Origin of the sequence: Megasphaera sp. UPII 135-E (assembly GCF_000221545.1) — a bacterium.
Lineage (GTDB): Bacteria > Bacillota > Negativicutes > Veillonellales > Megasphaeraceae > Megasphaera > Megasphaera hutchinsoni.
The window spans coordinates 73,574-88,360 of sequence record NZ_AFUG01000007.1 but is presented as its reverse complement, the minus strand read 5'-3'; the positions used below and the strand labels follow the sequence as shown (position 1 = coordinate 88,360).

The window sequence follows — 14,787 nt, the reverse complement described above, 5'->3', positions numbered from 1 at the left end:
TATGGGAAAAAAGCTGAAAAAGGATTTTAGGGAAAGGCATAAGGAAAGTCTTGAAAGAGAAATGATCCATAGTGAAACATTCACTACATCTGAAGAAAGTAAGCTAAAGCACAACGATGATTACAGAGGAAAAATCGTCCATGACAAAGACAGATTTCAGGACAAGGTTCATAAGAAAATAAGTAAGGTAAGTTCTGATAATGAAAAGACTGATGGAACATCCAAGAGAAACGCAAGATATAGAGCTTTTGATAAGGATAGTGTAGCTGCTGTAAGTGAAACAGGAAGATCGGATTATATTACGGAGGTAAAGGATGGAAAAATCTATGATCCTTTAGGAAAAGACCTTGATAATGACGGGATTATAGACAGATATGATAATGACTTTAGGGACAGCGACTACTTTGAATCGACCTATGATGTGGATGATAATCTCCATAAAAAAGATGAGTTTTTTGGAAGTTCCTCTAAAAGTCATGAGGCTAAAAAGAGAAAGTATAAGAGGAAAAACTACACCGAAAGCCTTTATACAAGGAAAAAGGACGATGCACCAAAGGAAAATAAATCTGAAGGTAAAAAGACTGGAAAAGATGCTGCAAGCGAAAAAGTTCATAGTAGCCTTTCTAAAGAGCAGAGGAAAAAGCTAAAGAAAGATATGATAAAGGTATCTGCCCTTTCAGGACTTGTCAAAGGAAGTGAAACCGTAAGGGATTATCTTTCTCATGGAAGTGATGAAAATAAAGGGGTGGAAGCAGGAGAAAAGACGGCGGACGCAAGCTCTAAACTCATTCATGGCATAAAGAAATATTCTGATAAGAAAAAGGCGAAGAGAGGATACGATCTTACAAATAAGGATTATAAAATCAGGAAGCGAAAATCGAAGCTTGAATTTCGTGATGCCAAAGAGGAACTGAAAAAGACGAATGAATATAAAAGAGCAAATGCCTATAAAAGATTTCAAAAGAAAAATCAGGTAAAGGCAGCCATTCGTCGTGAGAATAAGTCAAGGCTCAGAGATCGGATTAAAGAAAACCTCATCGGCTCGTTGAAAGGCTCAAAGAAATTTATAGTAAGAAAAGCAAAGGGACTTATGATTATTTTCATAGGTCTTATTATTTTGGGAACTTTCTTTATCAACTTTGCAGGAACGGGAATGACAGGCTTTATGAACTCCACAAGTTCTGTTCTTACAACAAGCTATTTGTCAAAGCCAAATGTCCTAAATGAAATCAATCAGAGCTTTTCCGCTATGGAGAGTGAGTTTCAAAATGAGGTTGATCATGTCAAAAATAACTATCCCGGCTATGACGAGTACATCTTAAATAATACAGAGTATATTGGTCATAATGTCCATGAGCTTTTATCCTACATTACATCAAGATGTGGAGAGGTAAAGAGTGTATCGGAAGTAGAATCCATATTAAAAGAATTATTTGAGTCCATGTATGACCTTGAATATAGGGAAGAAGTTGAAATCAGATACAGGACAGTTACAGAAACCTATACCGATGAAGATGGCAACGAATATACCGAAAGTCATGAAGAACCTTATGAGTATAAAAAGCTCATTGTAACGCTGCATAAAAAAGAGATGGACAGCATTATCCGAAAGATCTTTGCAAACTATCCAGACAACCTAAAGCACTATGAAGCCTTATTTCTTGCACAAGGAAATATGGGAGAAGCCTTTGGAAATTCTGACCTTATCAGTGCAAATGGTGGCGTAGGTGGTGGAGTTGAGTATGAAGCATCGAGTGAAGTTCAAAAGAAGATTGTTAATGCTGCATACATCACGCCATCTCCAGGTGCAGGCTGGTGTGCCATGTGGGTATCACAGGTCTATCAAAATGCAGGGCTTGGATATATTGGCGGAAATGCCTGCGATATGTACCGAAACTATACTTTTACATCAGACAGGTCAAAACTCAAGGTGGGAATGCTTGTAGCGGTGGAAAGCAGTAGTAGCGGAAGCACAGCAGGACTTACCTATGGTCATGTAGGAATTTATATTGGAGATGGTAAAGTTATGGATAATATTGGACGAATAAGAGTAACCACTTTAGACAATTGGATTGCGTCTTTCTGCAAGCATCATCCCGTAGGATTTGGATTCCCACCAAACGTAAAGAAATAGGAGGTAACAATGTGAAACGAGAATTAACGGTAGTGAAAAACAAAATAAAGAAGTTGAAGGATAAAAAGGCTCTGATTGATGAAGAATTGGAGCCTTTATTTATTCGTGAAGAAGAACTTGAAAACGAAGAAATCATTGCCATTTGCAGAAAGAACAACATTACAATCAGTGATTTGATGGCAAAGGTAAACAGACAAAGAGTAGAAATGAAAAAGGAGAAGTCAAATGAAAACCAGTTGGAAAAAGAATAAGAAGTTTTGGACAGCAGCACTTGCAGTCGTTGTAAGTATAAGCTGCCTTTTGGGTCTTTGGACAGTTGTTTATGCTCATGAGCAAAGCTTAACGGAAGCACCTACAAGCGATAAAGCTGTCCAAACACAAGTGGAAGTAAATGTAAAGTATATCTTTGAAGATGAAAAAGTTTATAAGGAAGAAAAGATAAAGGCTGAGAAAGGACAGCTTCTTGACAGCGGCGATCTGCCAATGCTCCCTGATAATATGAAATTTATTGATGGGTTTCTATTTTATGAAGTAAAAGGCGATGGAAATGATGAAATTATCCGAAAGGTAGCAAAGACTGAGGCTAAAGATAAAGAGACTCAGACAGAAGAAGAAAAGCCGAAAGAGGATGAGAGCTCGCAGACGAAAACTCCAAAGACGGAAGATAAGTCAACGCAGACAGAGCTTTCTAAAGATGATATTTCTAAAATGGAAAAAGATGCAAAGGAGCTTCAGGAAAAACTTGATAAGTTAAATAGCGAAATGAAGGATAAAGACAAATTAAGTGATAAGCAGAAAGAAAAAATTAAAGAACTTGAAGCCCAGATTGAAAGCTTGAAAGAAAAACAAAAAAAGATAAGGAAAATAAGGACTTATCAGAAGACATGAAGAAGGAAATGGATAAGCTGAATAAAAAGATTAAAGAGCTTGAGGAAAAGGCAAATGAAGCAAACAAGGCTCCCGTAATATCTAATCCGTCTGCACCGAACAGCCCTATTTCCGGAATTAAGACAAACTCAGGCATTTCAAATCAAACACCTGTAAACAACACAGGAAAAAGCACAACTACACAGGCGAGTTCAGAAAATACTGTAAAAGATACAAGTAATTCTGAAACGAAAGAGAAAGATATTCGCTACCCTAATAAGCTGACACCGAAAGCTCCTGCCAATAACAATCAGGATTCATCTATGGACGGGACAAGTAAGACTGTAAATACTAATAAGGGAGTAGCTTCTGCTCCATCAAAGGCAAGAGGAACCGTTACGGAAAATAAGGACAATGCGAATAAGGACTATCCAATTCATCACGGGGATAGCGGTGATAACAAAGAAACAGAACTGTATTCTGCTGATGCAAGGCAGTTTATTACCTTTCAAACGAAAAACGGTAAGACCTTCCATCTCATCATCAACCACGATGAGACACAAGAAAATGTAATGCTTTTAACGGAAGTATCTGAAGATGATCTTCTAAATATGGTTGAAAAGAAAGAAGCTCCGAAGCAGGAGATTAGCAAAGAGGAGCCAACTAAGGAAGAAGTAAAGCCTGAGAAAAAAGAAGAAAAGAGTAATTTAGGAACATACATTATTATGCTTCTTGTTATAGGCGGAGCATTAGGAGCAGGTTATTACTTTAAGGTCGTAAAAAAGAAAGAGGATAAGGAGCTTGAATCATTAGAGGAAGAAGATGATGATTTCTTTTCGGAAGCGGAAAGTGAGGAAGAAATAGGAGAAGCAGAAGAAACAGAAGCTTATGATGAAGAATAAATGCATCTTAAAATATATTGTTATGGGTGCAAACGCAGGGCGGGAGAGTAAAATCTTTCGCCCTTTTACAATGAAAGCAGGAGGAAAAATATACATGGAACATATACTTGTGATAGCAGAAAAACCGAGTGTAGCTATATCAATTGCAAAGGTAATAGGAGCTACAAAAAAGAAAGATGGATACTATGAGGGAAATGGATATAAGGTATCTTGGTGCGTAGGTCATCTAATTCAGATGGCAAATCCGGACGCTTATGATGAAAAATACGCTAAGTGGAATATATCGGATTTACCGATTATTCCGAAGCAGTACAAATTTGAAGTGGCAAAGGCTACAAAAAAGCAGTTCAATATACTTAAAAAGCTGATGAATGATAAGGAGATTGATACAGTTATCAATGCGTGCGATGCGGGAAGAGAAGGAGAAAGTATTTTTCGACTGGTATATAATGAAGCTAAATGCAAAAAGAAAATGCAGCGTCTTTGGATTTCGTCAATGGAAGATAGTGCTATCAAAGAGGGATTTTCCAATCTAAAGAATGGTGAAGATTACGATAAGCTCTTTGAATCGGCACAGGCAAGAGCTATTGCAGACTGGCTTGTCGGAATGAATATCAGTAGGCTTTATTCTTGCCTGTATAAGCAAAATTACAGTGTCGGGAGAGTGCAAACCCCAACACTTTACATGATTGTAAAAAGAGATGAAGAAATAAGTAATTTTAAGAAAGAAAAATACTACACCGTAGAGCTTTCTATGAACGGCTTTACATTATCGACAGACAAAATTGGAGATGAAATAACCGCAGAGCAGCTTATTAATTTAATAGGCGATAATATTGAAATAACTGATGTCATTCAAAAAGAAAAGATTACAAAGCCGGATTTACCCTTTGATCTAACAACACTTCAAAGAGAGTGTAATAAATATTTTGGATATTCAGCAAAGCAGACGCTTGATTATGCTCAAAGCCTATATGAAAAGAAACTTATTACCTATCCGAGAACAGACAGCAGATGCTTAACGGAAGATATGATTGTAAGTACGGTCAATAACATTTTAGGAAAAAATGATTTTGATACAGAGCGTATCAAGACGGTATTTAACTCAAAAAAAGTTACGGATCATCACGCTATTATTCCGACAGTAAGCTCGTTGAGTAAAGATTTATCGAGTATCCCTGATAGTGAAACAAAAGCATATAGGCTTATTTCTAATAAGCTTCACGCAAGTGTAGGCTATCCATTAGTGGAAAACACAACAAAGATTGTAGCTGAATTTGACGGGTTTGAATTTACAAGTTCAGGAAGGGTAATTAGAGACGAGGGCTTTAGCAAATACCTTAAAGAATATAAATCAAAAAAGAGTGAAGATGCTGTATTGCCTGATGTAAGTATTGGTGATGTTTTAAGTATTGAAAATAAAGAGATTAAAGAAAAATTTACTCAACCACCGAAACACTTCACTGAAGATACGCTTCTAAAGTCTATGGAGATTGCAGGAAATGAAGCCTTAGAAAAAGGTGTAGAAGTGGAAAGAAAGGGACTTGGAACACCTGCAACAAGGGCCGGAATTATTGAAAACTTAATCTATAAGGGTTTTGTCGAAAGAGATAAGAAAAATTTGATTGCCACGCATAAGGGGATCAGCCTTGTAACAATAGTATCCGATACCTTTAAGTCAGCGAAAACAACTGCAAAGTGGGAAATGGAATTAGCGGATATTGCCAAAGGGAAATCTTCAAAGGAAGAATTTTTAGAAGCGATTGAAAATGAAATAAAAGAGGTTGTTCTGACATATAGTAAGTAAGAGATAACTAATTCAGAGTGGAAAAAATACTCCAAAAGTGCTATAATTTTGTAGGAAAAGTAGGGCGAAAGGAAGTAAATATGGAAGATATATTTATGGATACTGCAAAAGTTATGGCAAAAGGACAGGTTACTATTCCGAAAAGGATAAGGGAACTTTTAAATTTAGAAAATGGAGATTATGTTACTTTTGTAGTTAATAAAGATAAAGTGCAAATTCAAAATTCTAAGGCTTTTATTGAAGAAAACATTAAAAAATAACAGCACGTTTTTAGAGGTAGGTGAAACAATGAATAAGGATAAGATGGTATTGCAGAATACAGATATTGGAAAAGATAATCATCAGTTTGATGATATTGTTAAGATTGTCGAAAGTGCAAAGGATCGTGCTTATAGAAAAGTCAATGAAGAATTGATTTTGATGTATCAGGAAGTGGGAAAGTATATAAGTGAGAAAAGTAAAGAAGCAGGTTATGGGTCAAATTTTGTGGAAAATGTTGCCGATTTTTTCTCTGAAAATTATCCTGATTTAAAAGGATTTACTCGTAGGGGGCTTTATAGAATGAGGCAATTCTATGAGCTATATAAGGATGATGAAAAAGTGTCAACGTTGTTGACACAATTGAGCTGGTCTAATCATTTGAAAATAATGTCAGGATCTAAAAGTAAAGAAGAAAGAGAATTCTACATTAACTTAGCAATTAAGGAGAATCTAACTCACCGAGAGTTGGTAAGGCAGATGGACAGTGGCTATTATGAACGTTATATGCTTTCAAATAGTAACGATTTGCCTGCTATACAAAGGGCAAAACAAGAGACGCATAATTTGTTTATGGACAGTTATGTTTTAGAATTTCTTGATGCTCCCAAGATTGGAAATTAAAGAGAATTTCAGAAGTCAATTCTCCAGAATCTGAAGAACTTTATTTTAGAGATTGGGAAAGATTTTTCCTTTATAGGTAATGAGTATAGGGTACAGGTTGGCAATCATGATTACTATGTAGATTTGTTGTTCTATCATAGGGGACTATCTTGTTTAGTTGCATTTGAATTAAAAATTGGAGAGTTTAAGCCGGAATATATCGGAAAAATGAACCTGTATTTAGAAGCACTGGATAGAGAAGTAAAGAAACAAACTGAAAATCCAAGCGTAGGAGTAATCCTTTGTGCCTCAAAAGATGATGAGGTAGTAGAATTTGCATTAAGTAGAAGTCTTTCGCCTACAATGGTATCGGAGTATACATTAAAACTGATAGATAAGAATTTGTTGCAACGAAAATTAAAAGAATATGTAGATATTGCGGAAGAAACAAACGAATAAAATTTAATAAATATAATGCGTAAAAGGTGATTAGAGTAAAATCTAACCGCCTTTTTTGTTTGGAAAAACGAAGGAGGTAAAAATGCGAATAAATGATTTTCATAACATTTTGGAGCTAATAAAACAAGATGTGCTTCATAGTGAAGCAGAGTATCTGAAGCTCTTAAAGGTTGTCGGAAGCAATCAAAGATATGACTTTAGAAGTCAATTAAGTATCTATGATAAAAATCCTGAAGCAATAGCTTGTGCCAAGTTTGACTACTGGAGGGAACGTTTTAATCGAACAGTAATGCGAGGACAGAAAGGGATCCCCATTTTAGAGAACTATGGCACATTCAAAAAAGTGGACTATATTTTTGATATAGGTCAGACAGTTTCAAGAAACAGAGATGTCAATGAAGTAAATCTTTGGAAGTTTGACAAAGAAAATCATCAAGATGTGTTAAAGGAAATGATAAAAAGCGAGGGCTATGAGGAAAGTGAAAGCACACTTGAAAACATCTTTTCTTTAAGCAGACTCTACGGTGATGAAAAAATAGATACCTTAATGAATGAACTTAGAGTAGCGGATGAGGATAGAATATCCTTTACCAAGTTTGTAAGGGACTCGGTAAGCTATGCGGTAGCGTCAAGATTTAAGTTAGATTATTCGATAGATTACGAGCTTTTAAGAGAGAATTTTCAAAGACTTGACAGCATATCTCTAATGAGTCTTGGTGAAACCGTATCGGATATTAGCGGAAAGATTATTGATGCGACCATTCAAAAAAGCAAAGAACTTGAGCTTCAAAAAGAAGTTTTAAGAGGAAAAGAAGCGGGATATAATAAGATTAAAGAAGAATTGGAGGAGGTAGAAGAATATGTACTTCGACGAGATGATCAGGGAAGAAATGAAAACGAGCGAGTTCTCCGAAATGGAGAGTACAGACGAGATAATAGAGAAAATCAGGGAGAATACGCTAAACAGCTTGGAGGAAGAGACGGACTTCATAAGGAAGTATCCAAATCCGACCTACGCAGTGATGAGGCTGGAGTTTCTTTCACAGAGCGAGGAGCAGAGCCACTTCGAGATGTTAGTAGATCTATACAAGGAGAAGAAGTTGACAGGACACCTGATGGACATTCAGAAACAGGCGATAGAATTTATGAGAACAGAGAAACCGAAACTGATGGCAGCTTGGAAGATAGAGGACGAGAACAATCCGCAGTATGGGGCGATGATTTCAGCTCTCAAAGAAATGACCATCAAGGAAGTAGTGGAAATCTAAAAGAAAATACTGAGGCAGAGATAAGAGAAGCTGAAAAGGCTTCTTTTTCTTTACCAGAAAATTCCTATGGACAGATACGCCTTACGATTCCGCTAACTGAGAATGATATAGATACCGTCCTTATTAACGGAGGAAATCACGATGGCGGCAGACTTCCTGTTATTGCTGAGTTTTCCAAAGAAAAAACAGTAGAAGAATTGGGAGAATACCTCAAAGATACCTTTAAAGGCGGAAACGGGTTTTACATTGATGAAAGAGAAGTATCTTCCTGGTATTCGGATAAAGGCATTCATTTAGCCTATGGAACTTCTGCAAGAGAAGATGATACGCAGGTCTTAAACTGGAATGATGCTGCAAAGAGGATAAATGAACTTCTTAAAAGTGGGGAATTTGCTACAAATGTAGAGCTCTTAGAAGCTCTTGATTATGAAAGAGATCGGATTTCAGAATCTCTATGGTATCTATCGCATGATTTAAGTGAAGAAGGAAAAGAGCAAGGATATTTTAAATTTTATGAAAGAGGCGGGGGCTTTCCGGAAGAAACAAAAAGATTATCTGAAGCATTAAAAAATCCTGAGTATCTGAAAGAAACAATCAGAGAATATGACAGATTTTTAGAAGGATACAAAGAAAATAGAAATGTACTAAGGTTTCACTATCACAAGGTAGATAGCCTTTATCAGAAACTACAAGAACTTGAGCTGCCACGAAAGGAATATAGCACCAATTTGACAGAACTTCCGAAGGTAAAGTCCTTTATTACAGAAGATGAAGTCCTTGAAAGTCTTTCAAGAGGAAGTGGCGTTGATAGAGGAAAAGAACGAATCACCAAGTTTTTTAAAGAAAATCATACGCTTCAGGAAAAAGCGAATTTCTTAAAAGACGAATATGGAATTGGAGGACATTCCCATGCTGTTTCCGGAGCAATGGGAAGTGATGAATGGCACGATGCTAAGGGACTTAAATTACAGAAAAATGATTGTAATGATGTGTTTCTTACTTGGACAAGTGTTGCAAAGCATATCGACGAGCTGTTTTCTAAAAATCTTTATCTTGAAGAAAAGGAAACAGAAAACAAGTCAGAGATTGAAGAACCACAATATTATTCCAAAGATGATCCTGAAAACCTAATGACCGATGAAATGCTTGAAAGAGTGCCGGAGCTTTACGCACAGGAGGATGTAGCTTTAGCGGATAAAGAGGTTCATGCTGCATATATCATTCCTTTCCGTTCTAATTGGACTTGGTATATGACGGAATATGATAGAGAAAGCGGCGATGCCTTTGGACTGGTACTTGGGATTGAATCTGAATGGGGATATTTTAATCTTGAAGAACTAAAGGAATTAAATGCCCAAAGGCTTATTTTAGAAGATTTTCCAAAGACCTTTAGAGAGCTGAAAGATACAGAACTTAAAAAGCAGATGGATGAGCAGGAGCTTCAGTCTGTCTTTAACGGAGAACTTAGCTTTGTAGAAAAAGAACTTGAAGCACCTGAAGAAACAGAAGAAGTTAGAAGGGCTGACACAGTTCAAGCTACCTTATTTGATTACCTAAAGGATAGAGAAGAAGTTGAGCTGAATGAAAAAGAGGAAAGTCCTTTAGATGATTTGGCAGTTAAAGCAGGTGATACAGTCTATTTTCATCATGAAGAATACAAAGTCAGAGAAATTTCTAAAAATGAAATCACAGGAAGAAATGACTTGTGGCTTGATCCTGTAAGACAAGGCAATCATCAAATTCCGATTGTAGCCTTTACAGATAATGAGGATCTTCTGAAGCATATAAGCCTTAAAAGACCGAACTTTATTGTCGGTGATGAAGTTAAATACAAGGATAAAGACTATACCATCACACGCTTTGATGATATGGGAAATAATCTAAAGACGGTAACAGTTAAAGATAATACAGAATATCTTGGCGGGATGATAACAGGCTCCGATGTCATTCCTTATCGTCTGGAAGGCGACCTTGAGAGGATATTTGAAAATCTGACATATCAGAATCCTGAAAAGACAACTGAAGAAATTGAAATAAAGAAAGCTGAGGCTCATAACTTCAAAATTAAAGAAGAAACGCTACCTGACAAGTTATCTCCAAGTGAGAGATTAAACAATAACCTTGAAGCAATCTCGATGTTAAATCGAATTGAAAGAGGTGAGAGAGATTTAGATATTACCGCTCAGGAAGTTTTAGCAAGGTATGTAGGCTGGGGAGGACTTGCTGATGTATTCGATGAAGAAAAAGGCGGACAGTGGAAAGAAGCGAGGAGCTTTCTAAAAGAGAACTTATCTCAGGCAGAATATGAAGCTGCAAGAGAATCTACTTTAACGAGCTTTTATACACCGAAAACAGTGATTGACGGAGTGTATAAGACGCTTTCGGATATGGGATTTAAACAGGGAAACATTTTAGAGCCAAGTATGGGAATAGGGAACTTTATAGGCAATATCCCTGATGAAATGAATAAGTCTAAGTTTTATGGTGTAGAGCTTGACTCTGTAAGCGGTCGAATTGGAAAACTCTTATATCCTGAAAGTGATATACAGATTAAAGGGTTTGAAGAAACTTCTTTCTCAAATAACTTCTTTGATGCGATTATCGGCAATGTACCCTTTGGAGAATACAAGGTAAATGACAGGGAGTATAACAAAAATAACTTCCTTATCCATGATTATTTCTTTGCCAAGTCCATTGATAAAGTAAGAAACGGCGGTATTATCGCCTTTATTACATCAAGTGGAACGATGGATAAAAAGGACGAAAGTGTAAGACGCTACCTTGCAGCAAGAGCAGAGTTTTTAGGAGCGATAAGACTTCCGGACGATACCTTTAAGGGCGTAGCAGGAACAGAAGTAACCTCAGATATTATCTTCCTAAAGAAAAGGGACAGTATCAGAGAAAGGGATGAGGACTGGATTCACCTTGCTGAAGATGAAAACGGGCTTTTATATAACAAATACTTTGTTGATCATCCTGAACAGGTGCTTGGTTCTATGGAAGAAATATCTGGAAGATTTGGGAATACAATAGCTTGCCTGCCAAAAGAAAACACAGACTTAAAGGAGCTACTGACAAAAGCAAGCGAAGAAATCGCTAAAAATGCTAATTATGAAGAAATAGAGCTACTTGATGATGAAATCAGCACAATACCCGCAACGGACGATGTCAAGAATTTCTCCTACACCATTATTGATGATGAAGTTTATTACAGAGAAAACTCCCTATTTGTAAAGAAGGAAGTAACGGATAAAAACAAGGAAAAGATTAAGGACTATCTTGAGTTAAATGTTGCCTTAAAGGATGTTATTTACAAACAGAAAGAAGATTTTTCAGATGATGAAGTAAAGAAAGCTCAGGAAAAACTAAATGAAATTTATGACAGCTTTTCTAAGAAGCATGGATATGTCAATAACCTTTCTAATACCAGAGCCTTAAAAGAGGATAGTAACTTCCCGCTTGTTTCTTCCATTGAAATCCTTGATGAAGAAGAAAACTTCAAAGCAAAGGGAGATATTTTCAATAAAAGAACCATTACAAAAGCAAAGACAATCGAACATGTAGATACTTCCCTTGAAGCTCTTGTTTTATCGGTATCTGAAAAAGGATATGTGGATTTTGAGTATATGGGAAGCCTTACAGATAAAGACAGACCGACTTTGATAGAAGAACTTAGAGGAGAAATCTATCTAAACATCAGAGAAGAACAAAACTTTTATAGACCATTATCTTTTAACCTTGAAGATGGAGATCTACCTTTTGCCTGTGCAAACGGCAGTAATTCATACAAATACGGCTATGTAACAAAGGATGAGTACCTAAGCGGAAATATCAGAGATAAGATTGCTATTGTAGACAGCTACCTTGCAAAGTTAAGGCAAACGGAAAGAGAGTTGCCTCATCTTGGCTATGCGGAAGATGGCAGAGAAAAAGAGCTGATAAGCTATGAGATGAACCGTTTGGAATATCAAAAGGCAGAGCTTACAAAAGTTCTTCCAAAGGAACTTGAAGCAAGTGAAATCAATGTAAGACTCGGAGCTACTTGGATACCGAATAAGGATATTGAAAAATTTATCTTTGAAACGCTGAAAACTCCAGGATATGCCAAATGGGATATTAAGGTTAAATTTTCAAATCTGACAAGTGAATGGAATGTTGAAGGAAAGAGCAGGGACAGAGGAAATGACCTTGCTGAAATGACCTTTGGTACATCGAGGGTAAATGCCTATAAGCTGATTGAAGATGCACTGAACTTAAAAGAAACAAAGGTATTTGACCAGATTGTAAATCCGGACGGCTCGAAAACTTCTGTATTAAATAAAAAGGAAACGCTTCTTGCAGGACAAAAGCAGGAGCTTCTAAAAGAAGAATTTAAGAACTGGATATTTAGTGACCAAGAACGTAGAAACAGGCTTGTAAAGTTATATAACGAGCGTTTTAACTCTATCCGTAACAGAGAATATGACGGCAGCAAGCTCTCCTTTGAGGGAATGACCACAGAAATTGATTTAAGACCTCATCAAAGAAATGCCATAGCAAGAAGCCTTTATGGAGGAAATACCTTGCTTGCCCATGTGGTAGGTAGTGGTAAGACCTTTGAAATGGTGGCGTCTGCGATGGAAAGTAAAAGGCTTGGAATGTGCAGTAAGTCCTTGTTTGTTGTCCCCAATCACTTAACAGGTCAAATCGGTCGTGAGTTTATGCAGCTATATCCGTCAGCTAACATTATGGTTGCAGATAAGAAAGACTTTGAGCCGAAAAACAGAAAAAGATTTATCGGTCGAATTGCAACAGGAGAGTATGATGCCGTTGTAATCGGGCATACGCAGTTTGAAAAAATCCCGATGAGTAAGGAATATCAGGAAAAGCATATTCAGGATCAGATTGATGAAATAATAAACTATGTGGAGGAATATAAGCATGACAGAAACCAAAACTTTACGGTAAAGCAGCTTGAAAAAACGAAAAAGAAGCTGGAAACAAGGCTTGAAAAGTTAAACGATGATTTTAAGAAAGATGATGTCATAACCTTTGAGGAATTAGGTGTAGATAAGCTCTTTATTGACGAGGCACATACTTACAAAAATCTCTATCTTTACACCAAAATGAGAAATGTAGCAGGTATTGGGCAGTCTGAAGCCTTTAAGTCCTCCGATATGTTTATGAAGTGCAGATACATGGATGAAATGACAGGTGGAAAAGGTATTGTCTTTGCCACTGGAACGCCTGTCAGTAACTCGATGACAGAGCTTTATACTATGCAGCGTTATCTTCAGTATGAAAGCCTTAAAAAGAATAATTTGGAGCATTTTGATAGCTGGGCTTCTACCTTTGGTGAAACGCAGTCAGCTTTTGAATTATCTCCTGAAGGTACAGGGTACAGAGTAAAGACAAGATTTTCCAAGTTCTATAACCTTCCTGAACTTATGTCTATGTTTAAAGAAGTTGCGGATATTCAGACAGCAGATATGCTTAATCTTCCAACACCTGAAGCACACTATGAAGTTATTAAAACTTTGCCAAGTGAGGAGCAAAAGGAAATCCTAAAGAGCTTATCGGAAAGAGCTGATGATGTGAGAAACAGGGTAGTAGAGCCTGACGAAGATAATATGCTTAAAATTACCAATGACGGTAAGAAACTCGCCTTAGATCAGCGTTTAATCAATCCACTGCTTCCGGATAATCCTGACAGCAAGGTCAATGTGTGCGTGAAAAATGTCTTTTCCATTTGGGATAAGACAAGAGAAAATAAGTCCACACAGCTTCTTTTCTCCGATATGTCAACTCCAAAAGGAGATGGAGAGTTTAATATTTACGATGATATTAGAGAAAAACTTGTGGCAATGGGAATACCGAAAGAAGAAATAGCCTTTATCCATGAAGCAAATTCCGATAAGCAAAAGGATGAACTCTTTGCAAAGGTAAGAAAAGGCGAAATTCGTATTTTGATGGGTTCTACACAGAAAATGGGAGCCGGAACGAATGTGCAAAACAAGCTGATTGCACTTCATGATTTAGATGTCCCATGGCGTCCTGCCGATGTAGGACGGATTTTGCGGACATTCAAAATAAAAAAGAATGTGGAGGTAACAGACAATGGCAAAGACAATTTTTGAGGAAATGGGCGGCAAATATCAAAGGCAAGGCGATTACTTAATACCGTGTTTGACTGTACCCGCCGAAGAAGAACAGCCGATAGGCATCTGGGGACAGCGGCATTTGGATTATCTGAAGCATCACTGTAAAGTTACATACACCAATCTTCTTACAAGCGGCAGACTTAACGCTTACCTCTTGCCGACATTGACAGACAGGCACAGGAACGCTTTGAAAGGCTCATAGAGGGTATGAAACAGGCACAGGGCATAACGGAACAGCTAAAGGCAGAAAACGCCTTAGAATGGACAGGATGCCTCAATAACATAAGGGCTTGTGCGAGGGAGATTGTGGAAAAGGAAATTATTTTTGCATAAACAGATGATTAGTGGC

Annotated in this window: 6 protein-coding genes and 3 pseudogenes; all 9 read left to right on the top strand. The window is 37.1% G+C overall.

Annotated elements, in window-relative coordinates:
- The first annotated feature begins 1 nt into the window (after window position 1).
- The 9 genes and pseudogenes from HMPREF1040_RS01195 (at window position 2) to HMPREF1040_RS01160 (ending at window position 14,771) form a co-directional block, all read left to right on the top strand.
- Entirely contained in the window at window positions 2-2,134 is a 2,133-nt protein-coding gene (locus tag HMPREF1040_RS01195) for a CHAP domain-containing protein (RefSeq protein ID WP_007392101.1), read from the top strand.
- Between the two features lie 11 nt (window positions 2,135-2,145).
- Window positions 2,146-2,385, top strand: a complete 240-nt coding sequence (locus HMPREF1040_RS01190) for a hypothetical protein (protein ID WP_000817944.1) — start codon at window positions 2,146-2,148, stop codon at window positions 2,383-2,385.
- Window positions 2,360-3,903 (top strand): annotated as a pseudogene (locus tag HMPREF1040_RS01185) (CD1107 family mobile element protein). The gene HMPREF1040_RS01190 and the pseudogene HMPREF1040_RS01185 overlap by 26 nt, the downstream one beginning before the upstream one ends.
- 94 nt (window positions 3,904-3,997) lie before the next feature.
- Window positions 3,998-5,710 carry a DNA topoisomerase 3 gene (locus tag HMPREF1040_RS01180; RefSeq protein ID WP_007392113.1) on the top strand — a complete coding sequence of 571 codons (1,713 nt, stop codon included), beginning with the start codon at window positions 3,998-4,000 and terminating at the stop codon, window positions 5,708-5,710.
- Between the two features lie 80 nt (window positions 5,711-5,790).
- Window positions 5,791-5,970, top strand: coding sequence for an AbrB/MazE/SpoVT family DNA-binding domain-containing protein (locus HMPREF1040_RS01175; protein ID WP_000389423.1), 180 nt, complete (start codon window positions 5,791-5,793; stop codon window positions 5,968-5,970).
- Window positions 5,971-5,998: 28 nt separating this feature from the next.
- The gene (locus tag HMPREF1040_RS08255; protein ID WP_007392121.1) at window positions 5,999-6,592 is read left to right on the top strand and encodes a DUF1016 N-terminal domain-containing protein; all 594 of its coding nucleotides are present in this window, start codon (window positions 5,999-6,001) and stop codon (window positions 6,590-6,592) included.
- A gap of 15 nt (window positions 6,593-6,607) precedes the next feature.
- Window positions 6,608-7,030: pseudogene (locus HMPREF1040_RS08250) on the top strand (PDDEXK nuclease domain-containing protein); the annotation flags it as partial.
- Window positions 7,031-7,112: 82 nt separating this feature from the next.
- Window positions 7,113-14,414, top strand: coding sequence for a DEAD/DEAH box helicase family protein (locus tag HMPREF1040_RS01165; protein WP_007392133.1), 7,302 nt, complete (start codon window positions 7,113-7,115; stop codon window positions 14,412-14,414).
- Window positions 14,395-14,771 (top strand): annotated as a pseudogene (locus HMPREF1040_RS01160) (TnpV protein). Before HMPREF1040_RS01165 ends, HMPREF1040_RS01160 begins: the two are co-directional and overlap by 20 nt.
- Window positions 14,772-14,787 lie beyond the last annotated feature (16 nt).

What these genes read in the sequence shown, in the direction of transcription:
- HMPREF1040_RS01195 (WP_007392101.1), top strand. Translation starts at nt 2, where the DNA reads ATGGGAAAAAAGCTGAAAAAGGATTTTAGGGAAAGGCATAAGGAAAGT.
- HMPREF1040_RS01180 (WP_007392113.1), top strand. Translation starts at nt 3,998, where the DNA reads ATGGAACATATACTTGTGATAGCAGAAAAACCGAGTGTAGCTATATCA.
- HMPREF1040_RS01175 (WP_000389423.1), top strand. Translation starts at nt 5,791, where the DNA reads ATGGAAGATATATTTATGGATACTGCAAAAGTTATGGCAAAAGGACAG.
- HMPREF1040_RS08255 (WP_007392121.1), top strand. Translation starts at nt 5,999, where the DNA reads ATGAATAAGGATAAGATGGTATTGCAGAATACAGATATTGGAAAAGAT.
- HMPREF1040_RS01165 (WP_007392133.1), top strand. Translation starts at nt 7,113, where the DNA reads ATGCGAATAAATGATTTTCATAACATTTTGGAGCTAATAAAACAAGAT.